General features: G+C 63.4%; 21 protein-coding genes and 1 riboswitch. Of the genes, 11 read left to right on the forward strand and 10 right to left on the reverse strand.

The genetic code is table 11. From position 1 onward, the window contains the following. Nucleotides 1–55: 55 nt before the first annotated feature. The 8 genes from VGN93_RS27315 to VGN93_RS27350 all read right to left on the reverse strand — a co-directional run bounded on the left by VGN93_RS27315 (nt 56) and on the right by VGN93_RS27350 (nt 9,087). Complete coding sequence (locus VGN93_RS27315; RefSeq protein WP_327510110.1) at nt 56–772, reverse strand: ParA family protein; 717 nt, start codon at nt 770–772, stop codon at nt 56–58. 219 nt (nt 773–991) lie between these two features. Next, nucleotides 992–2,137 (reverse strand): iron-containing alcohol dehydrogenase, encoded by a 1,146-nt coding sequence (locus VGN93_RS27320; protein WP_319317342.1) that lies wholly within the window; start codon nt 2,135–2,137, stop codon nt 992–994. A gap of 5 nt (nt 2,138–2,142) precedes the next feature. Further along, nucleotides 2,143–3,522, reverse strand: a complete 1,380-nt coding sequence (locus VGN93_RS27325) for an aldehyde dehydrogenase family protein (RefSeq protein ID WP_327510111.1) — start codon at nt 3,520–3,522, stop codon at nt 2,143–2,145. A gap of 203 nt (nt 3,523–3,725) precedes the next feature. Then, nucleotides 3,726–5,090 carry a glutamine synthetase family protein gene (locus VGN93_RS27330; RefSeq protein ID WP_327510167.1) on the reverse strand — a complete coding sequence of 455 codons (1,365 nt, stop codon included), beginning with the start codon at nt 5,088–5,090 and terminating at the stop codon, nt 3,726–3,728. A 78-nt stretch (nt 5,091–5,168) separates the two neighbouring features. Further along, nucleotides 5,169–6,224 carry a TRAP transporter substrate-binding protein gene (locus VGN93_RS27335; RefSeq protein ID WP_319317337.1) on the reverse strand — a complete coding sequence of 352 codons (1,056 nt, stop codon included), beginning with the start codon at nt 6,222–6,224 and terminating at the stop codon, nt 5,169–5,171. A 132-nt stretch (nt 6,225–6,356) separates the two neighbouring features. Next, nucleotides 6,357–7,679 carry a TRAP transporter large permease gene (locus VGN93_RS27340; protein WP_327510112.1) on the reverse strand — a complete coding sequence of 441 codons (1,323 nt, stop codon included), beginning with the start codon at nt 7,677–7,679 and terminating at the stop codon, nt 6,357–6,359. Further along, complete coding sequence (locus tag VGN93_RS27345) at nt 7,676–8,185, reverse strand: TRAP transporter small permease subunit (RefSeq protein WP_327510113.1); 510 nt, start codon at nt 8,183–8,185, stop codon at nt 7,676–7,678. Before VGN93_RS27345 ends, VGN93_RS27340 begins: the two co-directional genes overlap by 4 nt. A gap of 137 nt (nt 8,186–8,322) precedes the next feature. Beyond that, entirely contained in the window at nt 8,323–9,087 is a 765-nt protein-coding gene (locus tag VGN93_RS27350; protein WP_327510168.1) for an N-formylglutamate amidohydrolase, read from the reverse strand. A gap of 190 nt (nt 9,088–9,277) precedes the next feature. Between VGN93_RS27350 and VGN93_RS27355 the strand changes: the two genes are divergently transcribed. The 6 genes from VGN93_RS27355 to VGN93_RS27380 all read left to right on the forward strand — a co-directional run bounded on the left by VGN93_RS27355 (nt 9,278) and on the right by VGN93_RS27380 (nt 15,012). Beyond that, entirely contained in the window at nt 9,278–10,156 is an 879-nt protein-coding gene (locus VGN93_RS27355; RefSeq protein ID WP_414714195.1) for a MurR/RpiR family transcriptional regulator, read from the forward strand. A 104-nt stretch (nt 10,157–10,260) separates the two neighbouring features. Beyond that, a complete protein-coding gene (locus VGN93_RS27360; RefSeq protein WP_413818649.1) occupies nt 10,261–11,364 on the forward strand; it encodes an ABC transporter substrate-binding protein in 1,104 nt (367 codons plus the stop codon). Nucleotides 11,365–11,446: 82 nt separating this feature from the next. Further along, nucleotides 11,447–12,337 carry an ABC transporter permease subunit gene (locus VGN93_RS27365; protein ID WP_319317322.1) on the forward strand — a complete coding sequence of 297 codons (891 nt, stop codon included), beginning with the start codon at nt 11,447–11,449 and terminating at the stop codon, nt 12,335–12,337. Continuing rightward, nucleotides 12,334–13,116 (forward strand): ABC transporter permease, encoded by a 783-nt coding sequence (locus VGN93_RS27370; RefSeq protein WP_327510115.1) that lies wholly within the window; start codon nt 12,334–12,336, stop codon nt 13,114–13,116. Before VGN93_RS27365 ends, VGN93_RS27370 begins: the two co-directional genes overlap by 4 nt. A gap of 9 nt (nt 13,117–13,125) precedes the next feature. Next, nucleotides 13,126–14,187 (forward strand): ABC transporter ATP-binding protein, encoded by a 1,062-nt coding sequence (locus VGN93_RS27375; RefSeq protein WP_327510116.1) that lies wholly within the window; start codon nt 13,126–13,128, stop codon nt 14,185–14,187. Between the two features lie 105 nt (nt 14,188–14,292). Next, nucleotides 14,293–14,442, forward strand: a riboswitch (FMN riboswitch). Nucleotides 14,443–14,535: 93 nt separating this feature from the next. Beyond that, nucleotides 14,536–15,012, forward strand: a complete 477-nt coding sequence (locus VGN93_RS27380) for a 6,7-dimethyl-8-ribityllumazine synthase (protein ID WP_327510117.1) — start codon at nt 14,536–14,538, stop codon at nt 15,010–15,012. 244 nt (nt 15,013–15,256) lie between these two features. On the opposite strand, the gene VGN93_RS27385 is transcribed toward VGN93_RS27380, so the two are convergent. Then, nucleotides 15,257–16,048, reverse strand: coding sequence for a helix-turn-helix transcriptional regulator (locus tag VGN93_RS27385; RefSeq protein WP_327510118.1), 792 nt, complete (start codon nt 16,046–16,048; stop codon nt 15,257–15,259). Between the two features lie 195 nt (nt 16,049–16,243). Here VGN93_RS27385 and VGN93_RS27390 point away from each other — a divergent pair, with 195 nt between their 5' ends. The 5 genes from VGN93_RS27390 to VGN93_RS27415 all read left to right on the forward strand — a co-directional run bounded on the left by VGN93_RS27390 (nt 16,244) and on the right by VGN93_RS27415 (nt 21,235). Continuing rightward, nucleotides 16,244–17,320: an ABC transporter ATP-binding protein gene (locus VGN93_RS27390; RefSeq protein ID WP_327510119.1), complete on the forward strand. Its 1,077-nt coding sequence runs from the start codon at nt 16,244–16,246 to the stop codon at nt 17,318–17,320. Between the two features lie 38 nt (nt 17,321–17,358). Continuing rightward, nucleotides 17,359–18,522, forward strand: coding sequence for a spermidine/putrescine ABC transporter substrate-binding protein (locus VGN93_RS27395; RefSeq protein WP_327510120.1), 1,164 nt, complete (start codon nt 17,359–17,361; stop codon nt 18,520–18,522). A gap of 255 nt (nt 18,523–18,777) precedes the next feature. Continuing rightward, a complete protein-coding gene (locus tag VGN93_RS27405; RefSeq protein WP_327510121.1) occupies nt 18,778–19,644 on the forward strand; it encodes an ABC transporter permease in 867 nt (288 codons plus the stop codon). Continuing rightward, nucleotides 19,644–20,468 (forward strand): ABC transporter permease, encoded by an 825-nt coding sequence (locus VGN93_RS27410; protein WP_327510122.1) that lies wholly within the window; start codon nt 19,644–19,646, stop codon nt 20,466–20,468. Before VGN93_RS27405 ends, VGN93_RS27410 begins: the two co-directional genes overlap by 1 nt. Before the next feature lie 5 nt (nt 20,469–20,473). Beyond that, nucleotides 20,474–21,235, forward strand: a complete 762-nt coding sequence (locus VGN93_RS27415; RefSeq protein ID WP_327510123.1) for an SDR family oxidoreductase — start codon at nt 20,474–20,476, stop codon at nt 21,233–21,235. On the opposite strand, the gene VGN93_RS27420 is transcribed toward VGN93_RS27415, so the two are convergent. Next, the gene (locus tag VGN93_RS27420) at nt 21,232–21,954 is read right to left on the reverse strand and encodes a L,D-transpeptidase (RefSeq protein WP_327510124.1); all 723 of its coding nucleotides are present in this window, start codon (nt 21,952–21,954) and stop codon (nt 21,232–21,234) included. The two genes, VGN93_RS27415 and VGN93_RS27420, sit on opposite strands and share 4 nt — an antisense overlap. Nucleotides 21,955–21,981: the final 27 nt, after the last annotated feature.

Raw genomic sequence — 21,981 nt, forward strand, 5'->3', positions numbered from 1 at the left:
GCGGAATGGCTGCGCAATTGGTCGCAGCCGTTCTTGTCTTTCGTCAATTTCGGGATCAGGCCGCGCGCGGGATCGTGCGGAAGACGCCGCGTTGCGTCGCTGCGCGCTTGCGCGCCGGCATGAGGCGCAGCACTTCCTCGGCGAAGAGCCGCGCATTCTCGCGCGCCTTGTCGAGATTGCTCACCTTGGCCGGATCCATCGAATAGAGCGTGCCGCCACAGTCGAAAATATCGCGGAAGGCGGTGCGCTCGCCGATCGGCGTATCGAGCACGGTGACGCCGCGGGCCGACAGCAGCGCCTTGATCGTGCTCATGGCGCGGGTCGTCACCATGGCGTTCATGCGGGTGAGCACGACCGAATGGTTGATGCGGATGCCCGCCTTCTCGTCGAGCTGCTTCAAGAGTTCGAGGATCTGCGCGGCCCCGCGCGCATCCATCGCACAGCCCTGCACCGGGATCATCACGTGATCCGACAGGCCGATGGCGGTGGCGACGAGCGCATCGCGCGCACCGGCGAGGTCGATGATGAAATAGTCGGTCGTGTCGCGGTTCTCGCGGATATGGCACTGGATGGAGGCCATGGAGACTTCCGAGATCACGGCGATGTTGCGCTGGCGGCCGGAAATCTCGTGCCAGTGGCTGATCCAGCGCTGCGGGTCGGCGTCGAGAATGGTGACGCGATGGCCCTGGCTTGCAAGCTCCGTCGCAAGGATGAGGGCAGCGGTAGTCTTGCCCGCGCCGCCCTTGGCATTGGCAAATGTGATGACTGGCATGTCGTACCTCAAAAATGCTGCGAGCTTGGTCATCGCTCTCGTCAGGCGACCTGTGCAATGGCGCCCGCTTTCTCAAGCCTTTCAAAACATGGTTAACGAATTGGAAATATGCGCATCGCGAAGACTAAGGAGACGCGACCGGACAAGCGCGTCCGGCAATGCAGAAGCCCGGAAAACCTGCGTTTCCCGGGCTTCTGTCTATTTCTCAACGGTGAGAATTCAGATGCACTCGACGAAGAGGCGCTTGGCGGCGTCCAGCGTCAGTTCCACCGGGTTGCCGCCGGCTGTCGGGTCGACGATCGCCATGGCGGACATCTCGTCGATACGGTCCGTGCCGACGCCGAGCGCCGACAGCTTGTCCGGCACGCCGAGTTCTTCGCGCAGACGCAGCACGTAATCGAAGAAGCCGTCGAAACCGCCGGCAATGCCGAGATAGGCGGCGGCACTGGCGATCTTCGCTTCGATCGCCGGGCGGTTGAAGGTCAACACCGGCGGCATCACGACGGCATTGGTCATGCCGTGATGCGTGTTGTAGATCGCGCCAACCGGGTGCGACAGCGAGTGGATCGCGCCAAGACCCTTCTGGAAGGCGACGGCGCCCATAGCGGCGGCCGACATCATGTTGGCGCGCGCCTCGATATCCGTGCCGTCCTTGTAGGCGCGCGGCAGGTATTCCTTGACGAGGCGAAGGCCTTCGAGCGCGATGCCCTGGCTCATCGGGTGGTAGAACGGCGAGCAATAGGCTTCCAGGCAATGGGCGAAAGCGTCCATGCCGGTGCCGGCGGTGATCACCTTCGGCATGCCGACCGTCAGTTCCGGATCGCAGATCGTGACCGAGGGCAGGAACTTCGGATGGAAGATCACCTTCTTGGTGTGCGTTTCGGAATTGGTGACCACCGAAGCACGGCCGACTTCCGAGCCGGTGCCGGCCGTGGTCGGCACGGCGACGATCGGCGCGATGCCGTCGGAATTGGCGCGCGTCCACCAGTCGCCGACATCCTCGAAATCCCAGACCGGGCGCGTCTGACCCGACATGAAGGCGACCGCCTTGCCGAGATCGAGGCCCGAGCCGCCGCCGAAGGCGACGACGCCGTCATGGCCGCCGGCCTTGTAGGCCGTAACACCGGCATCGAGGTTCTTGTCGTTGGGGTTCGGATCGACATCGGCGAACATCGCCCGGCCGAGGCCGGCGGCGTCAAGGATATCGAGCGCTTGTCTCGTGATCGGCATCGTGGACAGGCCGCGATCGGTGACGAGCAGCGGCTTCTTCATGCCGACCGCCTTGCAGTGATCGGCCAGTTCCTTGATGCGCCCTGCCCCGAACTTGATGGCGGTCGGGTAGCTCCAGTTGGCGGTGATGGTCATGCTCTTCAAGCTTTCCTGAAATGGTAGGATTTCGGTCGCGTGAGATTGTGGAAGCCGATGACGGAGAGCGAGCCGCCGCGGCCCGTTTCCTTGACGCCCGTCCAGCAGAGCGCCGGGTCGAGATAGTCGGCGCGGTTCTGGAACACGGTGCCGGTCTCGAGATCGCGGGCGATGGCGGCCGCGCGGTCGCTGTCCTTCGTCCAGAGCGAGACGGTGAGGCCGTACTTGCAGTCGTTCATCAGCGCGAGCGCTTCCGCGTCGTTCTTCACCTTCATGATGCCGACGGCCGGACCGAAGGTTTCTTCCGTCATGAACTCCATCGAATGATCGACGTCGACGAGCACCTGCGGGGCGACATAGGCGCCGCCGTCATCGGCCGGGAAGAGTTTCGGGTCGACCAGCGCCCTGGCGCCCTTCGAAACCGCGTCGGCGATCTGCGAACGCACCGTCGCGGCAAAGCGCTTGTGCGCCATCGGGCCGAGTGTCGTTTCAGGATCGAGCGGGTTGCCGAGCTTGTAGTTCGATACCCAGGCGACGGACTTTTCGACGAAGGCGTCGTAGAGTTTCTCGTTGACGTAGACGCGCTCGATGCCGCAGCAGCACTGGCCGGAATTGTAGGTGGCGCCGTCCATCAGCGTGTCGACGGCGGCATCCAGGTCCGCGTCTTCCATGACGTAGCCCGGGTCCTTGCCGCCGAGTTCCAGGCCGACCGGCGTGAAGGTGCCGGCGGCGGCGCGCTCGATGGAGCGGCCGCCTTCGACGGAGCCGGTGAAGTTGATGAAATCGAACGCATTGCCGGCGATCAGCGCCGAGGTCGTGTCATGGTCGAGGAAGACGTTCTGGAAGACGTCTTCCGGCACGCCGGCCTCGTTGAAGGCGCGCACCAGCCGCTCGCCGACGAGCAGCGTCTGCGCGGCGTGCTTGATGATGACCGTGTTGCCGGCCATCAGCGCCGGGGCGATCGTGTTGATCGCGGTCATGTAGGGATAGTTCCACGGCGCGATGACGAAGACGACGCCATGCGGCTCGCGCTCGATGCGGCGTTCGAAGCGCTCCGAGTTCTCGATGACGATCGGCGCCAGCGACGAGCCGGCGATCTCGGCAACGTAGTTGGAGCGTTCGTTGAACCCCTTGAACTCGCCGCCATAGCGCACCGGGCGGCCCATCTGCCAGGCGATTTCCGGCACGATCTCGTCGGCCATCTCGTTGACGCGGGCGACACCCTTCAGGACGAGCTGGATACGGTCTTCCAGCGGGCGCTTCGCCCAGGATTTCTGCGCCTTCCTCGCGCGGGCGACGACGTCCTGTGCCGCTGCCAGCGGCAGGGACTCACGCTCGGCGTAAACCGAGCCATCCACGGGGGATATGCATTTGATCACAGTCATGATCGACTTCCTGTTGGTTCTTTCGGAATTCTGGTTTTGACGCTCCGGTTGCCCCTCATCCGCCTGCCGGCACCTTCTCCCCGCAAGCGGGGCGAAGGGGTATGCCGCACGGTTTTACCCGACCAATACCCGTCCTCAGGGCACGTCCCCTCTCCCCGCTTGCGGGGAGAGGGTTAGGGTGAGGGGCAATTCCCGAAACGCTTCTACGCTCTCTCGAAACCGCGCGCCACCTCCCAGTCGGTGATGCGGCGATCGTACTCTTCCTGCTCCCATTCGGCGGCGCGGACATAGTGTTCGATGACGTCGTCGCCGAAAGCGTCGCGCAGCATCTTGGAGTCCTTCAGCGCCGCCGCGGCGCCGCGCAGGGTCTTCGGGATCTCGCGGGCATCCTTGCCGCCATAGGCATCGCCGACAAAGGGCGCCTCGAGCTCCAGATTCTCCTCGATGCCGGCAATGCCGGCGGCGAGCAGCGCCGCCATGGCAAGGTACGGGTTGAGGTCCGAGCCGCCGACGCGGCACTCGATGCGGATGCCCTTGGTGCCCTCGCCGCACAGGCGGTAGCCGGCGGTACGGTTGTCCTTGCTCCAGATCGCCTTGGTCGGCGCGAAGGTGCCGGCGACGAAGCGCTTGTAGGAATTGATGTAGGGCGCGAGGAAATAGGTGATTTCGCTGGCATGTGCCAAGAGGCCCGCGACATAGTTCCGCATCAGCTCCGACATGCCGTATTTGGCTTCTTTATCGAAGAACTTCGCTTCCTTGCCGTCCACGCTCCACAGCGACTGGTGGATATGCGAGGAGGAGCCGGCGGAATTGTAGTTCCACTTGGCAAGGAAGGTGACGGACTTGCCACGCTGCCAGGCGATTTCCTTGGTGGCGTTCTTGATGATCGAATGCCGGTCGGCCATCGTGACGGCTTCCGCATACCGCACGTTGATCTCTTCCTGGCCGGGCGAGGCCTCGCCCTTGGAGTTCTCCACCGGAATGCCCGCACCCTGCAACCCATTGCGCAGCGCCCGCATCACGTCCTCTTCCTTGGTGGTCTGGAAGATGTGATAGTCCTCGTTATAGCCCGAGGCGGGGCGCAGGTCGCGGTAGCCGCTCTCGCGCGCGTCGTCGAAGGTCTGGTCGAAAAGGAAGAATTCAAGCTCGCTCGCCATGAAGGGCTTCAGGCCCATCGCTTCCAGCCGCTTCACCTGTTTCTTGAGGATGGCGCGCGGCGAATGCGGCACTTCCTCATGGGTATGATGGTCGAGCACATCGCAGAGAACCAGCGCCGTGCCTTCGAGCCAGGGCAGCTTGCGCAGCGTCGAGAGGTCCGGCTTCATCGTATAGTCGCCGTAGCCCGCTTCCCAGCTCGTCGACTTGTAGCCGGAGACGGTCTCCATCTCGATGTCGGTGGCGAGCAGGTAGTTGCAGCTATGCGTCTCCTCGAAGGCGCTTTCCACGAAATAGACCGCGTGAAAACGCTTGCCCATGAGACGGCCCTGCATATCGACGAGGCAGGCGAGAACGGTGTCGATGCGGCCGTCGGCAACATCCTTCTTCAGATCATCGAATGTGTAGGTCATGGTCATCGGGGTGGTCCTGGAGGTTATGGCGTCATGCCGGACCGGGCTTTGCGAGCCCGGTCCGAAGGGTTCGATCTATCAGCCGTTGACGTAGGGCGGGCCGGCCTTGTTGATGATGGCGTTGTAGTCCTCGAAGATCTTGACGACCTTTGCGGCCACCTCGCCCTGCTCGGCGATTTCTTTCCAGAACACCTTCGCCGCATCTTCGACAGGCTTCCATTCGGCAGCCGGGATGCTGGTGAGCTTCAGCTTCGTGCCTTCGGCGCGCAGCTTCGCCTCGCCGCCCCAGTACCACTGGTCGCGGTAGTTGTTGCCGGCTTCGATGGCCGTCATGACCAGCTTCTTCAGGTGGTCGGGCAGTTCCGCCCACTTCTTCTCGTTGACGAAGAAGGAACCGATCCAGGCGCCGGAGATATTGTTGGTCAGGAAGTGGTCCGTCACATCGGCCCAGCCTACCGTGTAATCCTCGGTGATGCCCGACCAGGCCATACCGTCGAGTTCGCCTGTCTGCACGGCAACCTGCGCGTCTTCATAGGGGATCGTGACCGGCACGACGCCGAACTGGCCGAGGAACCGGCCGGCGGTCGGGAAGGTGTAGAGGCGCAGCCCCTGCATGTCGGCGAGAGACGTGATCGGCTTCTTCGTATTGAAGTGGCAAGGGTCCTGCCCCGAGGACGAGAGCCAGACGACGCCGCCGACCTTTTCATAGGCCGTTTTCCAGATGTCGCCGAGGCCATACTGCTTGAAGAGCACCGGCACATCGAGGATCTGCTTGGTGGCCAGCGGGAAATAGCCACCGAACACGGCGACTTCCGCCGGCGAGGCCATGGAATCGTCGTCCGAATGCACGGCATCGATCGTGCCGGCCTGAAGCGCGCGAAACAGTTCGCCGGTCGGTACGATCTGGTCGGCAAAGTAGAGCTCGATCTCCAGCTCGCCCTTGGCGGCCGCGTTGATCGCATCGATGATCGGCTTGGTAACGTGCTCACCGAGTGCGGCGCCGGCATAGGTCTGGAAGCGCCACTTGATGGCGGTCTGCGCTTTCACGACGGCAGGCGTTGCAAGCGTCACGGCACCGGCTGCCCCGATCGTCGCGGCACCTGCCCTGGTAAGAAACTGTCTTCTGTTGGTCATATCTTTATCCCTCTGGTTATCATTCGGTTTTGCCGGGAACGGCCGTTCATCCCGGTCGGTCAATGGTCTTTTCTTCTGCCCGGCCTCATTACTCCCGTGGAAACCCGGCGATTGCCGCCGCCGGGTATCGATTTATTTTGCGTAGAAATTGTACGGCAACCACGTCGCTATCTCCGGAAAGCACCCGATGATGATCAGGCTCGCGAGCATGATGCCGACAAAGGGCCAGATCGACCTGTAGATATCCGTCATGGTGATGCCGGGCGGCGCCATGGCGCGCATCATGAACAGGTTGTAGCCGAAGGGAGGCGTGATGTAGGCGATCTGGCAGGTGATCGTGTAGAGCACGCCGTACCAGACGAGATCGAAGCCGAGCTTCTGCACGAGCGGAATGTACAAGGGGGCGACGATGACGAGCATCGCCGTGTCGTCCAGGAACATGCCCATGATGAGGAAGGACAGCTGCATCAGGACCAGCACCTGCCATGGCTCGAGGCCGAGGTCGCCGAGAAAGAAGCGCTCGATCGACTTGACCGCGCCGAGCCCGTCGAAGACCGCGCCGAAGCAAAGCGAGGCGATCAGGATCCACATGAACATGCATGTGATGCCGAGCGTCTTCTGAAGCACGTCGTTCCAAAGCCGCGTGGTCAGTCGACCGCGCCACCAGGCAACCAGCGCCGAGGAAATCGCACCGACAGCCGAGCTTTCGACAAGACTCGTGATACCGCTCAGGAACAGCGTCATCATAAGCGCGAAGATGCCGAGCGGCAGGATGCCTGCCGTCAGCAGCTTCAGCTTCTCGGCCAGCGGTACGTTGCGCTCTTCCAGCGGCAAGGCCGGTCCCAGCGACGGATTGATGCGGCAGCGAATGTAGACGTAGATCGCCATCAGCAGGGCCATGAGCAGGCCCGGGAAGACACCGGCAAGCCAGAGCTGCCCGACGGGAACACGAGCGATCATGCCATAGAGAACGAGCACGATGCTTGGCGGAATGAGGATGCCGAGCGTCGAGCCGCCCTGCACGACACCGGTCGTCATCACCTTGTCGTAGCCGCGACGCAACAGTTCCGGCAGCGCGATCGTCGCACCGATGGCCATGCCGGCGACCGATAGCCCGTTCATGGCGGATATGATGACCATCAGGCCGATGGTACCGAGCGCCAACCCCCCGTTGATCGGCCCCATCCAGACGTGGAACGCCTTGTAGAGGTCTTCGGCAATGCCCGATTCCGAAAGCATATAGCCCATGAAAACGAACATCGGCACCGTCAGCATCGGGTACCATTTGACGAGCTTCATGGCCGAGGCGAAGCCCATTTCCGAGCCGCCCTCGCCCCACAGCAGGAACGCCGCGATGACGCCGACGAAACCGATGACGGCAAAGACGCGCTGCCCTGTGAGCAGCAGCACCATCATTGCCGCAAACATCGTTATTGCGATAAATTCATAACTCATGCGAATGGCCTTCCCCGAAGCTCGGCGATATCCTTGAAGAGCGCCGAGGTGGCCTGCGCCAGCATCATCACGATGCCGAACGTCATGATAATCTTGATCGGCGCCATGTACGGCGCCCACGCGGTGAAGCTCTTTTCCTTGAACTGGATGGCATAGGTCGTGCTGGCAATGCCGCCATAAAGCATGAAGCCGAGGAACACGATCAGCGCTATGCAGGTGACCGTATCGAATGCGGCGCGCCGGCGGATCGACCAGTCGCTGTAGAACAGGTCCATGCGCACATGATCGCTGGTCTGCATGGCGAAGGCGCCGCCGAGCATATAGTAGGCCGCCATGGTGAACTGCGCCGACTCCAGGGTCCAGTTCGCCGGCAGATGGAATGCCTTTGAAAGGGAGGAATAGAGCAGAATCGCGAACATCGCGAAAATCAGATACATGGCAAAAATGCCGACCCGCCGGTTGAACGTGTCGACGAAACGCACATAGCTCTTGATGAATTCAGGCATGACCCTCGCCTTCTTTTATAGCGACGGCATCCTTAGCCGGGCCAAGCCTCCGATATTTCAACGCAAGCATCCGCTTGGCCTCTCCAGTTTGTGTTCATTTGCGTCTCCGCAGACGTTCGTTCCCCAGGTCGATCTTTTTATTTTACGGCGGGCAGGCTCTCGAGGAGCAGTCCCGCCAGATAGTCGGCCACGACCCCCTGGCCGGCTTCGTCTTTTATGAGGTCGTTACGGACCTCGATCATCACATTGGGCAGGCCGTTTGCGAGGCCGTGCTCCTTCAGCGTATGCGTCACCCCGTCTTCGGGCCCGTAAGGCTCGTTGCGGCGGGTGTCGTAGAGGCTTTTTTCGCCGGCCGCGGAAAGCATGGCATCGGCCAGCCGCGTATCGGCATCGTGCAGGATGCCGATCTCGACGTCGCGCGGCTTGCCGAAATAGACCGGCGTGAAACTGTGCACGGTCACGATGACCGGTGGCCGCCCCTCCGCGATCCGGCTTTCCACGAGGCGGCCGAGCCCCTTGCGGAACGGCAGGTAGAGCGCCTCGGTGCGGGCGTCCCGCGCCGCCTGGTCGAGGCCGGCATTGCCCGGCACCTCGAAGACCTCGCTCTTTTCCGGCATGGCGGCCGGCGATTCGGGCGGGCGGTTGCAATCATAGACGAGGCGCGAGAAACGCTGGAAAACCAGCGTTGCGTCCAGGCTCCTGGCCATCAGGCGCGACACGGCGAGCGCACCCGGATCCCAGGCGATATGGCTTGCGAGCGCTTCCTCCGTAAGGCCGAGCGTACCGAGCGCCTTCGGAAGCAAGCGGGATGCATGCTCGCAGACGAGGATCACCCGGCCTCGCGCGGCACTGTTTTCCAGGGCGACGGGGTCGCCCTCTTCTCCAGTCAGAATTCCCATCAGGCCTGATCCCCTCGACCGGCTCTTGTCATTTCTGAAGAGAATTCTTCACAGTTTTATCCATGTCAACGGTCGAATGAAAAAATCTCTTCAAAAAAACATTTGACTTGAATTGTGACAGTGCGTTTTATCTTGAAAAGCCCGGCGAAAGACCGGGGCGCAGGGGAAGAATTTGACGCTTAACCAAGCATCCATGACGGTGTCGGATGTGATCCATGCTCATTTCGCCACGTTGACGCGTGCCGAAAAACAGCTGGCCGCATCGCTGCTCGACAATTATCCCGTCTCCGGCCTCGGCTCCATCACGACGGTCGCGGAAAACGCCGGCGTGTCGACCCCGACGGTTGCCCGCATGGTGCAGAAGCTCGGTTTCCGCGGCTTTCCGGATTTCCAGGCCCGCCTGCACCATGAGCTGGAAGCGACGCTTTCCAGCCCGATCAGCAAACACGACCGCTGGGCGGCCAACGCGCCGGGCACGCATATCCTGAACCGCTTCGCCGATGCGATCATGAACAACCTGCGCCAGACGCTGTCGCAGGTCGAGACCGCCGAGTTCAACGACGCCAGCGCCCTCCTCGCCGATCGCCAGCGCAGCATCTACATCATCGGCGGCCGCATCACCAAGGCGCTCGCCGACTACCTCTTCACCCATTTGCAGGTCATCCGCCCGCACGTCACCCAGATCGCCGCCAATCCGAGTTCCTGGCCGCATTACGTGCTGAACATGAAGGCGGGTGACGTGCTCGTCATCTTCGACATCCGCCGCTACGAGCAGGAAATGGAGACGCTCGGCCGGATCGCCCGCGAGCGCGGCGTCGAGATCGTGCTCTTCACCGACCAGTGGGCCTCGCCCGTCGCCAAGGTCGCCGCGAAGGTTTTTCGCGTCCATATCGAGGCGCCGTCGGCCTGGGATTCGTCCGTCGTGACGCTTTTCATCGTCGAGGCGCTCATCGAGGCGGTGCAGAGTTCGGGCTGGGAAGAGACCAGCGATCGCATGAAGACGCTGGAGGGCCTCTTCGAGGCCAGCCGGCTTTTTCGAAAACCCCGGCCGGAGGTCTCTGGCAAACCTTGACAGACGTACGAAAAAACCGAAACAAAACTGTCACATAAGCTTCATCTGTCGCCAGTATCAGCTTCGCCGAAGTTGACTGACTCACAACAAGGAGAACACCCGTGATGTCACATATGAGACGCCTGCTTTCGCTCTCCACCGCAATGGTGGTTGCGTCCTCCTCGTTCGCCTTCGCAGAGCCGAGCGCCGAGCTCATCGCTGCCGCCAAGGCCGAGGGCATGCTGACGACCATCGCGCTGCCGCACGACTGGTGCGGCTACGGTGACGTCATCGCCTCCTTCAAGGCGAAGTACCCGGAAATCCAGGTCAACGAACTGAACCCGGACGCCGGCTCCGCCGATGAAATCGAAGCCATCAAGGCCAACAAGGACAACAAGGGCCCGCAGTCGCCTGATGTCATCGACGTCGGCCTCGCCTTCGGGCCGCAGGCCAAGGCAGACGGCCTGATTCAGCCGTACAAGGTCTCCACCTGGGACGAAATCCCGGACACGATCAAGGACGCCGAGGGCTACTGGTACGGCGACTATTACGGTGTGATGTCGTTTCTCGTGAACAAGGACCTCGTGGCCAACACCCCCAAGGACTGGGCTGACCTCCTGAAGCCGGAATATGCCGGGCAGGTGGCTCTCGCAGGCGACCCGCGCGCTTCGAACCAGGCGATCCTGGCCGTTCTCGCCGCCGGCCTCGGCAAGGGTGCGAAGTCCGGCAAGGAAGCCGGTGAAGCAGGCCTCGCCTACTTCGCCGAGCTGAACAAGGCCGGCAACTTCGTACCGGTTATCGGCAAGTCCGGCACGCTCGCCCAGGGCTCGACCCCGATCGTCGTGGCCTGGGACTACAACGCGCTCGGCTGGGCCAAGACCCTCAACGGCAACCCGCCGACCGAAGTCGTCGTTCCGTCGTCGGCCGTTCTCGCCGGCGTTTACGTCCAGGCGATCTCCGCCTTCGCGCCGCACCCGAATGCTGCGAAGCTGTGGATGGAACACCTTTATTCCGACGACGGTCAGCTTGGCTGGCTGAAGGGCTATTGCCATCCGGCGCGCTTCAACGCCATGGTCAAGGCCGGCAAGGTTCCGCAGGAACTGATCGACGCCCTGCCGCCGGCAGAGTCCTATGAAAAGGCCTACTTCCCGACGCTCGAGGAAGTCGACGCCAACAAGGCCGCCGTGACCGGCGCCTGGGACGGCGTCGTCGGCGCGAACGTGCAGTAAACACCAATCCCGCGTCGCCCCGGCCCACATCCGGGGCGACGTCTGGGTATGCCAATGACGGCAACCCCATGAGGCAATCCTGATGTCTTCAGACAGTTCAGCCGCCACCCGTCCGACACGGGCGCCCTTCCGGCTCCCGTTGCATTGGCTCGGCGCGGCGCCGTTCGCGATCTTCGTTCTGCTGTTCCTGATCATGCCGACGATGCGCATCGTCGTCGGAGCCTTCCAGACGCCCGATGGCAGCTTCACCTTCGAGAACATCCGGGGTCTTTTCACGCCGTCCATTCTCTCGGCCTACTGGATTTCCATCAAGATCAGCATCGCGTCCGCCCTGCTCGGCTGTTTGATCGGCTTTTCCGTCGCCGCCGCGGCGGTGCTCGGCGGCCTGCCGGCATGGATCCGTGGCCCGCTGCTGACCTTCTCCGGCGTTGCCTCCAACTTCGCCGGCGTGCCGCTCGCGTTCGCCTTCCTCGCGACGCTCGGCCCGGTCGGCCTCCTTACGGTTTTCCTGAAGACGCAGATCGGCATAGACCTGCGCGCACTGGGCTTTAACATCCTCTCCTTCTGGGGCCTGACGGTCACCTATCTGTTCTTCCAGATTCCGCTGATGATCCTTATCATCACGCCGGCGCTCGACGGCCTCAAGCGCGAATGGCGAGAAGCCGCCCAGATCCTCGGTGCGACCAACGCGCAATATTGGCGAATGGTCGCCTTCCCGATCCTGCTGCCATCCTTCCTCGGCACGCTGGCGCTGCTCTTTGCCAATGCGTTCGGTGCCGTCGCGACGGCAATCGCGCTCACCGGCTCCTCGCTCAACATCGTGCCGATCCTGCTTTTCGCGCAAATTCGCGGCGACGTCCTCGGCAATCCTCATCTCGGCTATGCGCTCGCCTTCGGCATGATCGTCGTGACCGGCATCGCCAACACGATCTACATCTGGCTTCGCGCCCGCAGCGAAAGGTGGCTGAAATGAAGAAGTTCTGGGCCTGGGGCGCCCTTATCTTCGGGCTGCTTTATTTCATCCTGCCACTCGTCGGGATGACCAATTTCTCGATGAAGATGCGCCGCGGCGTCTATTCGCTCGATGCCTACGCAGTCGTTCTCGGCGATCCGCGTTTCCAGGAAACGTTCACCTACTCGATCCTCATGGCGCTCGCCACCATCGTCTTCGGCGTCCTGCTGGTGGTCCCGACTGCCTACTGGGTCCGCCTCAAGCTGCCGGGCCTGCGTCCCTACATCGAATTCATCACGCTACTGCCGCTCGTCATTCCCGCCATCGTCATCGTCTTCGGCTATATCCGGCTCTACAACACATCGAGCTGGCTGCCGCTGACCGGCACGACGACCGGCACGAACATTCTGCTGATGTTCGGCTATGCGACGCTGGCGCTGCCCTACATGTACCGCTCGGTCGACACGGGCCTTCGATCCATCGACATCGCCACGCTGACCGAAGCCGCCCAGAGCCTCGGGGCAGGCTGGACGACGATCCTCGCGAAGATCATCCTGCCGAACGTGCTGGTGGCGGTGCTTTCCGGCGCCTTCCTGACCTTCGCCATCGTCATCGGCGAGTTCACCATGGCCGCCCTGCTCAACCGGCCGGCTTTCGGCCCGTACATGCAGTTGCTCGGCGCCAACCGTGCCTATGAGCCGGCAGCGCTTGCGGTCATGTCCTTCGCTTTGACCTGGGGCTGCCTTGGCCTGATCCAGCTTGTTTCCCGTTTCCAGAAGGGCGCGCAAAGCCCCGCCTAAGGACCTTTCATGAGCTTCCTCGACCTCACCAGCATCCAGAAGTCCTTTGGCCCCGTACAGGTCGTCAAGGATTTCAACATGGCCATCGAGAAAGGCGAGTTCGTCTCCTTTCTCGGCCCGTCGGGCTGCGGCAAGACCACGGTCCTGCGCATGATCGCCGGCTTCGAGACCCCCTCGGGCGGCACGATCACCATCAACGGCAAGAGCCAGGCGCACCTGCGCCCCAACCAGCGCAATATCGGCATGGTGTTCCAGGCCTACGCCCTCTTCCCGAACATGAACGTCGCCGAAAACGTCGCCTTCGGCCTCAAGATCGCCGGCAAGCCGAAAGCCGAGATCGACGCCCGCGTCAAGGAAATGCTCGGCCTCATCAAGCTCGACCACCTCGCCGAACGCTACCCCTACCAGATGTCCGGCGGCCAGCAGCAGCGCGTGGCGCTCGCCCGCGCGCTTGCGCCCAAACCGCAGGTCCTGCTGCTCGACGAGCCGCTCTCCGCACTCGACGCGAAAATCCGCGTGTCGCTGCGCGAAGAAATCCGCATGATCCAGCAGCAGCTCGGCATCACCACGGTCTTCGTCACGCACGACCAGGAAGAGGCCCTGTCGATCTCCGACCGCATCGTCGTGATGAATGCCGGCAAGGCCGACCAGATCGGCAAGCCGGCAGAAATCTACAACCGCCCGGCCACCCGCTTCGTCGCCAACTTCGTCGGCACGCTGAACCTGATCGAGGCGACGGTCGCCGACCCGGCGACGAACCGCATCACCATCGGCGACCAGGGCGTGACGCTGCGCGAGCCGCTGGGCAACGTGAAAGCCGGCGATACGATCTCGCTGGCACTGCGCCCGGAAGCCGGCTCGATTGCACCGGATGCCAAAGGCGACACGGCGCTGACCGGCGAGGTCGTCTCGTCCAACTTCCTCGGCTCGGTCATCCGCACCCGCATGAAGGTCGGCCCCGCCGTCATCTCCTTCGACATGTTCAACAGCCCCGGCCTCGTGCCGCCGGCCGTCGGCGAGACGGCCACGCTGCGATTCACCGCCGGCGATCTTCTGATCATCCGCGACTGAGTGGTTCATTCCACGCTTCCGCCGCCGCGTGGAAAAATCTGTCGTGATTTGCGTGTTTTCCGTCGCCTCGGGATTTGATCTCCGGGCGGCGGCCGGCTAATCTCCCATCGTTCTCAGGGCGGGGTGAAACTCCCCACCGGCGGTATCTGGAGCGATTCAGGAGCCCGCGAGCGCCTTCCGCCCCAAACGGAAGGGTCAGCAGATCCGGTGCGATGCCGGAGCCGACGGTCATAGTCCGGATGGAAGAGGGCAAGCAGGAGGCACTCGTCGAAAGACGGGTTCCGGGCTTCCTGCGTGTTCGCCCAAGGGGATCATTGAAAAATGGCTCAACCCTTGAAAGGCCTAGACATGAATGCGAATGCAACCCCCGTCTCCCGGATCGCCGTCATCCGTGCCCGCTGGCACGCCGGCATCGTCGATCAGGCGGTCAACTCCTTTGTTGCCGAATGGGCAGCACTCGGCGGCCGCGCAGAAGACGTCGACATCATCGACGTGCCCGGCGCGCTCGAAATCCCGCTGCACGCCCAGCTCCTCGCCCGCACCGGCCGCTATTCGGCCATCCTCGGCGTGGCACTTGTCGTCGACGGCGGCATCTACCGCCACGATTTCGTCGCCGGCACGGTGGTCGACGCCATCGTCCGCGTCGGCCTCGACACCAACGTGCCGGTGCTCTCCGCCGTGCTGACGCCGCACAATTTCCAGGAATCCGAAGCCCACATCGCCTTCTTCCGCGACCACTTCGTCCTCAAGGGCAAGGAAGCCGCCAATGCCGCGCGCCAGATCATCGACGCACGGGCGCAGGTGGCGCTGGCGACCGTTTCCTGAATCGACGTCTCAACGAGCGGAATCAGTCCGGCAGCTTGAGACGGCAAGTCATTGAAAAGATTCGACGGAGCCCGGCAGCAATGCCGGGCTTTTTGTGCGTCGGCAAAGCCCCCTCATCCGCCTGCCGGCACCTTCTCCCCGGTGGGGAGAAGGGGAAAACGAGACGTCGCATCCTTTCTCTCCTTCTCCCCCACGGGGAGAAGGTGGCCCGAAGGGTCGGATGAGGAGGTGTCCGCCACCGTTGCTAAGACTGAAGGTTCTTCAAATAGATCGACAGCAACTGGATCTGCGACGAAATCCCGAGCTTGCGGTAGACGTTGCGGCGGTGGACCTTCACCGTGCCGGTGGAAATGTCGAGTTTCAGGCCGATCGATTCCGACGAATGCCCCTGCAACACCAGTTCGATGATCGAGGCCTCGCGGTCCGTGAGGTTGAGCTTGCGCCACACCCGGTCCGCCTCGCTCACCGGCTCGGCACGTCGCCCGCGCCCCGGCCCGGCAAAGCGCCCCGCAAGATCGCCCCAGGCACGGCGCACGAAGGCGGCGACGAAGGGTTCGGCATCGTTGAGCAGGGCAAGCTCAGGGGCCGGGAAGACGCCGGTCTTTTCCCGGCGCATCAGCGACACGACCACCGTCACCCCATCCGCCGTCGGCACGAAGAAACCCAGCTCCTCGGCAAGCCGGGTCTGCGAATAGTAGGAGCGGAAATATTCGCTGGAGAAGAACCGGTCCGGCGCCAGTTCCCGCATGCGAAAGACGCCGGCCTTGCCCGCGCGGGTCGTGTGGTAGAACGGATCGAGCAGGTAGGGGCCGGCCTGGTAAAGCGTCACGAAAATGTGGTGATCGTCGGCATCGAAGGTGCTGAAGAGGTCGATCGGCCGGGCCTTGTCGCGATAGGCGAAGATGACGATGTCATCGAAGCGCACGAGCGCGCGCATCAGGGCCAGCAGCGTTTCGCCGGTCTGCCGGTCCGTGGCGTCCGATTGGCCTGTCCAGTCGGCCAATGTGCGAAAAAGTGCCGTGAAATCGACCCGCATGGCGTTTTCGCTCCCCGATTTCGCTTGCAGCGGCCGTTTTTCGCCGCTCGTGAGATATACTCCTCCCACAGCCGATTTACGGATAAAATACCTCTCTCGGGGTATATACCGCCCACCGGCGGCTGACTAGCATTCCCCCGACGGTGGCCAAAGCGGCAGAGATCGCTGAGAGACCAACAACCGCAGGGAACAGACGTGATATCCGCCCCAACGAACGACATCGAGTTCCGTTCGGTGACCAAGCGCTATGGCGCGGTGACCGCGGTCTCCGACATCAATCTCACCGTGCCCAAGGGCGCCTTCGTCGCCCTTCTCGGGCCGTCCGGCTGCGGCAAGACGACGTGCCTGCGCATGATCGGCGGCTTCGAGCAGCCGACGGAAGGCGAGGTGCTGATCGCAGGCAATGTGGCCAACGGCGTGCCCGCCTATCGCCGCCCGGTCAACATGGTCTTCCAGCAATATGCCCTCTTCCCGCATTTCGACGTCGAGCAGAACGTCGCCTACGGGCTGAAGCAACTGCGGCCGCGGCTGCCGGCGGCGGAAATCTCCCGCCGCGTCGGCGAGGCGCTGGAAATGGTGCGCCTCTCCGGTTTTTCGAAGCGCCGCATCCATGAAATGTCCGGCGGCCAGCAGCAGCGCGTGGCACTCGCCCGCGCGCTCGTCAACAAGCCCTCCGTGCTGCTGCTCGACGAGCCGCTCGCAGCCCTCGACAAGAAGCTGCGCACCGCCATGCAGATCGAGCTGCAAACGCTGCAACGCGACCTCGGCATCACCTTCGTGCTCGTCACCCACGACCAGGAGGAGGCGCTCTCGATGAGCGACCTCGTCTGCGTGATGAGCGCCGGCAGCATCCGCCAGCTCGCCACCCCGCAGGAGGTCTACGACCGTCCCGCCGATCTCTTCGTCGCCGATTTCGTCGGCAAGACCAACCGCTTCGACGGCACGATGGAAGCCGGCGGCATGGTGCGCCTGGGCAATGGTTCGGCGCTCGCCTCCGGGCGAACGGACATCGCGCCCGGCGCCGTCACCGTGGCGCTCCGGCCGGAGGCGATCCGCCTCTCCCGCCAGGCTGGCGCCACCACGCTGGAAGGCACCGTCACGCATCGCATCTTCCTCGGCTCGGCCGCCGAATATTCCGTCGCCGTCGATGGCCTCGGCGACTTTCTCATCACGGCCGAACGCCAGAGCCAATCGGAAAACGACCTCGTCGCACCGGGCGAGCGGGTCGCAATAAGCTTCGATCCCGGTCAAACGCATATCTTTCCGGCCTGAGGGAAACAGGCCCGTCACGACAACAAGGGAACAGTGTGATGTCCAAATGGTTCAGAGAGAATGCCCCGATCAGTGCCCGTGATCTGACGGAAGAATTCATGCGCCTGAAGCGCGGTTCGGTCACCCGCCGCCACTTCCTCGGCGTCACCGGCCTCGGCCTTGCCGCCGCGGTGCTGGCCCGCCAGCCCGGCCTTTTCAATTCCGCAGCCTACGCGCAGGAAGACCTCGGCTCGACCATGTCGCTCGCCACCTGGCCGAACTACCACGATCCCGCGACCTTCGAGGCTTTCACGGCGGCGACCGGCGTTGCGGTCGAGGTCAATGTCTTCGGCTCGAACGAGGAAATGCTGGCGAAGCTCCAGGCCGGCGGCACCGGCTGGGACCTGTTCGTGCCGACCAACTACACGATCTCCACCTATGTCAGCCTCGGCCTGATCGACCCGATCGACCTTACCAAGGTGCCGAATTTCGACCCGAAGACCCAGAACACCCGCTTCACCAACGAAGGCACCGTCGACGGCAAGGTTTTCGCGCTGCCGAAGAACTGGGGCACGACGGGCATCGCGTTCAACTCCGACAAGGTGAAATCGCCGGTCACGAGCTGGAAGGACTTCTTCGAGGTCGCGATGACCGAGGCCGACGGTCGCGCCATGGTGCACGACTACCAGCTCACCACCATCGGCAACGCCCTCGTCTCGCTTGGCTTCTCCTTCAATTCGGTGAAGCCGGAAGAGCTTGCCAAGGCCGAGGAACTGCTGATCAAGGTCAAGCCGCATCTCTACGCCATCAACAGCGACTACCAGCCCTCCATGCGCGCCTCGGACGCCTGGATGACCATGTGCTGGACCAATGACGGCGCGCAGCTCAACCGCGACATCCCGGAAATCCAGTTCGTGCTGGGCACGGACGGCGGCGAGATCTGGTCGGATTTCTACGCGGTGCCGACAAGTGCCGCCAACAAGCCGGCCGGCTATGCGCTGCTCAACTTCCTGATGGACCCCCAGAACGCCGTGAAGGAACACGTCGCCAACGGCGCGCCCACCACCGACAGCCGCGTGCTCTCGCTGCTGCCCGCCGAGATCACCGGCAACAAGATCGTCTATCCGGATGAAGCATCGCTGACCCCGCTGGAATTCGGCGCGGCCGTGACGCTGACCGATCCGGCGCGTGCGGAACTGATGGCGCGGTTCAAGTCGGCGTAGGGAACGGCACACCTCTGCCCCCCTCTGCCCTGCCGGGCATCTCCCCCTCAAGGGGGGAGATCGGCAAGGTGGGAGGACACTGCTCAACTGCGACGTTGAAGATTGGCGAAACGGTGCTCCATCCAATCTCCCCCCTTGAGGGGGAGATGCCCGGCAGGGCAGAGGGGGGGTATGCCAGTCGCAACGTTTTCCTTCTCCTCGCAGCCAAGGCGAAGGTGGCCGGCAGGCCGATGCATGCGCAACAGGACCAAAACAATGCCCCTGACGATGACGACAAAGAGACGGCTGGTGACGACGGCGCTGCTGGCGCCGGCGTCCGTCTGGCTGTTCGTCTTCCTCGTGCTGCCCTTCATCGCCATGGTGGTCTTCTCCGTCGGCGAGCGCGGACCGGCGGGCGGTTACCAGGCGGCTTTCACCCTTGCCAACTATGCAAACCTCCCGGCCCGATCCGCCGCCTACTGGAACACGCTGATGCTGGCGCCGGTCGGCGCCTTCGTCTGCCTCGTCGTCGCCTATCCGACCGCCTATTACCTCGCCGTCAAGGCGAGCTCCCGCTACCGGCTGCTGCTGGTCTCGCTGGTCGTCGTCCCCTTCTGGACGAGCCTCCTCGTGCGCACCTATGCCTGGATGTACATTCTCGGCTCGCGTGGCATTCCCAACCTGCTGGACATGATCGGCATCGAAGACGTGCGCCTGCTCAACACGCCCGGCGCCGTGCTGCTCGGCATCGTCTATGGCTACCTGCCGCTGATGATCATGCCGATCTATGTCAGCCTCGAAAAACTCGACCGGCGCCTGCTGGAAGCCTCGGCCGATCTCGGCGCCAAACCCGTCTCGACCTTCTTCTCCGTCACGCTCCCGCTGTCGCTGCCGGGCGTCATGACCGGCGTGGCGCTCGTCACCATCCTGCTGCTCGGCGAATACCTCATCCCGCAGCTCTTGGGCGGCGGCAAGGTGTTCTTCATCGGCAATGCGCTGGTCGATCTCTTCCTGCAATCGCGCAACTGGCCCTTCGGTTCGGCCATCGCCGTCACGCTCGTCGCGGTCGTCGTCGTGGTGCTGATGGTCGCCATGCGCATCGCCTGGCGGATTTCCGGCACGCGACAGGTGGATCTCGTCTGATGCGCGCGCTGATCACCTCCGTCTACCTGTTCCTCTACGCGCCGATCGCGCTGGTCGTGCTGTTCTCCTTCAATGCGGGGCGCAATGCGAGCGAGTTCACCGGCTTTTCCGCGCAATGGTACGGCAAGGCGCTCGCCAATCCGTTCCTGATCACCGCCCTCCAGAACAGCCTGATCATCGCCGTGGTCAGCGCCACGCTCGCCGCCGTCTTCGGCACCATGGCGGCGCTGGGCCTCGAACGGCTGGGCAGCCGCGCCCGCGCCGTCTTCGATGGCCTGCTCGCCGCCGCGATCGTCGTGCCGGGCGTCGTCATCGGCATCGCGACGCTGGTGGCGCTCGTCGCCGTGTTCGGGGCGATCAATCCGGCCATCGCCGCCATCTGGCCCGGTGAGAAACCGCCGCAACTCGGCCTCGGCTATGGCTCGATCATCGCCGCGCACGGCCTGTTCACCATGGCGCTCGTCACCATGATCGTGAAGGCGCGCATCGCAACGCTTGGACGCGATATCGTCGAAGCCTCGGCCGATCTCTACGCGACGCCGCTCACCACCTTCCGCCAGATCGTGCTGCCGCAGATCCTGCCGTCGGTGCTCGCCGGCTTCCTGCTTGCCTTCACCTTCTCCTTCGACGATTTTATCGTGGCCTTCTTCGTCGCGGGCTCGAAGACGACGCTGCCGATCTACGTCTTTGCCTCGATCCGCCGCGGCGTGACGCCGGAGGTCAATGCGATCGCCACCATGGTGCTGGTCGCCTCGCTCATGCTTATCGTGATCGCCCGCCTGCTGATGCGGGAGAAAACCAGAAAAACGCCTGCCGGGGAGTGAGACCGATGATCCTGAAGAACCGTGTCGCCATCGTCACCGGAGCGGGCTCCGGCATCGGCCGGGCCGGCGCGCGCATCATGGCGCGCGAAGGCGCCACCGTATGCGTCGCCGATCTCGACGAGACACGCGCCGGCGAAACCGTCGATTTCATCAAGGCGGAGGGCGGCAAGGCGGAGGCGGTCATCGTGGACGTCACCGACGACGTGGAGCTGAAGATGGCGATCGCCGCCGTGCTCTCACGCCACGGCCGCATCGATATCCTGCACAACCATGCCGGTGCGCAGGTGGCCGGCGATCTCGAAAGTGTGCCGCTCGACGGGTTGGATCTCTCGTGGAACCTCAATGTGCGCGCCCACCTGATGGCAGCCCGCCTCGTCATGCCGGCCATGAAGGCGCAGGGCAAGGGCGTCATCCTCAACACCGCCTCCTCCTCCGGCGTGCTCTACGACCGCGAGATGATCGCCTACACCACGACGAAACACGCCGTCATCGCCATGACCAAGCAGATGGCCGGCGACTATGCGCGCCACGGCGTGCGCGTCAACGCGCTCTGCCCTGGCTGGGTCGACACGCCCTTCAACCGCCCCTTCATCAGCCAGATGGGCGGGCGCGAGGCGATCGAGGCCTATATCAAGGAAAAGGTGCCGATGGGCCGCTGGGCGGATGTCGAAGAGATCGCCGAACCGATCCTCTTCCTCGTCTCCGACCGGTCAAGCTACATGACCGGCCAGATTCTCGTGGTCGACGGCGGCGAGACGGTGACCTAGACGCCGACCGCTTTTCCCATCGCCCCCTGGTGCACGACGATGCGGGCGTGGTAGCCCACGCGTTTGTAGAGATCGAGCACATCCTGGTTGATCAGCCGCACGCAGCCGGACGACGTCGCCTTGCCGATCGACGCCCATTCCGGCGAACCGTGCAGGCGGTAGAGCGTGTCCTGACCGTTCTGGAAGATGTAGAGCGCCCGTGCACCGAGCGGGTTCTTGATGCCCGGCTCCATGCCGCCGTTCTCGACGGAATATTTGGCGAGGCTCGGCGTGCGCGCGATCATGTCGGCCGGCACCTTCCAGCGCGGCCAGGGCTGGCGCCAGTGGATGATGCCCTCGCCTTCCCAGGCAAAACCGTCGCGGCCGATGCCGACGCCGTAGCGCATCGCCGTGCCGCCCGGTTCCACCACGTAGAGGAAGCGGCCGGGCGTATCGACGACGACCGTGCCGGCCGGCTCGCCTGTCGGATCCTTGACGCGCTGGCGGTAATATTTCGGGTCGATCTGCGTGTAGGGAATAGCCGGGATGACGTGGCCGCCGTCTTCCACTGCGGCGTAGCGCGCCTCCAGCTCCTCCACCGTCGCCGGCACGATGGGATAGCTGACCGTCTTGGGAACCGGTGCGACCTTTACCGATGTCGACGTGGTCGCGCAGCCCGCAAGCGTCGCGGCGGCGCCCAGAAAAAACGCGCGGCGCGACAATGAGCAAACCGTAGGCATTCTCGATATGAACTCCAATGGGGGAAA

This window comes from Shinella sp. (assembly GCF_035998705.1).
In the GTDB taxonomy this organism is placed as follows: Bacteria; Pseudomonadota; Alphaproteobacteria; order Rhizobiales; family Rhizobiaceae; genus Shinella.

What these genes read in the sequence shown, in the direction of transcription:
- VGN93_RS27315 (WP_327510110.1), bottom strand. Translation starts at nt 772, where the DNA reads ATGCCAGTCATCACATTTGCCAATGCCAAGGGCGGCGCGGGCAAGACT.
- VGN93_RS27320 (WP_319317342.1), bottom strand. Translation starts at nt 2,137, where the DNA reads ATGACCATCACCGCCAACTGGAGCTACCCGACCGCCATCAAGTTCGGG.
- VGN93_RS27325 (WP_327510111.1), bottom strand. Translation starts at nt 3,522, where the DNA reads ATGACTGTGATCAAATGCATATCCCCCGTGGATGGCTCGGTTTACGCC.
- VGN93_RS27330 (WP_327510167.1), bottom strand. Translation starts at nt 5,090, where the DNA reads ATGACCTACACATTCGATGATCTGAAGAAGGATGTTGCCGACGGCCGC.
- VGN93_RS27335 (WP_319317337.1), bottom strand. Translation starts at nt 6,224, where the DNA reads ATGACCAACAGAAGACAGTTTCTTACCAGGGCAGGTGCCGCGACGATC.
- VGN93_RS27340 (WP_327510112.1), bottom strand. Translation starts at nt 7,679, where the DNA reads ATGAGTTATGAATTTATCGCAATAACGATGTTTGCGGCAATGATGGTG.
- VGN93_RS27345 (WP_327510113.1), bottom strand. Translation starts at nt 8,185, where the DNA reads ATGCCTGAATTCATCAAGAGCTATGTGCGTTTCGTCGACACGTTCAAC.
- VGN93_RS27355 (WP_414714195.1), top strand. Translation starts at nt 9,278, where the DNA reads ATGACGGTGTCGGATGTGATCCATGCTCATTTCGCCACGTTGACGCGT.
- VGN93_RS27360 (WP_413818649.1), top strand. Translation starts at nt 10,261, where the DNA reads ATGTCACATATGAGACGCCTGCTTTCGCTCTCCACCGCAATGGTGGTT.
- VGN93_RS27365 (WP_319317322.1), top strand. Translation starts at nt 11,447, where the DNA reads ATGTCTTCAGACAGTTCAGCCGCCACCCGTCCGACACGGGCGCCCTTC.
- VGN93_RS27370 (WP_327510115.1), top strand. Translation starts at nt 12,334, where the DNA reads ATGAAGAAGTTCTGGGCCTGGGGCGCCCTTATCTTCGGGCTGCTTTAT.
- VGN93_RS27375 (WP_327510116.1), top strand. Translation starts at nt 13,126, where the DNA reads ATGAGCTTCCTCGACCTCACCAGCATCCAGAAGTCCTTTGGCCCCGTA.
- VGN93_RS27380 (WP_327510117.1), top strand. Translation starts at nt 14,536, where the DNA reads ATGAATGCGAATGCAACCCCCGTCTCCCGGATCGCCGTCATCCGTGCC.
- VGN93_RS27385 (WP_327510118.1), bottom strand. Translation starts at nt 16,048, where the DNA reads ATGCGGGTCGATTTCACGGCACTTTTTCGCACATTGGCCGACTGGACA.
- VGN93_RS27395 (WP_327510120.1), top strand. Translation starts at nt 17,359, where the DNA reads ATGTCCAAATGGTTCAGAGAGAATGCCCCGATCAGTGCCCGTGATCTG.
- VGN93_RS27405 (WP_327510121.1), top strand. Translation starts at nt 18,778, where the DNA reads ATGCCCCTGACGATGACGACAAAGAGACGGCTGGTGACGACGGCGCTG.
- VGN93_RS27410 (WP_327510122.1), top strand. Translation starts at nt 19,644, where the DNA reads ATGCGCGCGCTGATCACCTCCGTCTACCTGTTCCTCTACGCGCCGATC.
- VGN93_RS27415 (WP_327510123.1), top strand. Translation starts at nt 20,474, where the DNA reads ATGATCCTGAAGAACCGTGTCGCCATCGTCACCGGAGCGGGCTCCGGC.
- VGN93_RS27420 (WP_327510124.1), bottom strand. Translation starts at nt 21,954, where the DNA reads ATGCCTACGGTTTGCTCATTGTCGCGCCGCGCGTTTTTTCTGGGCGCC.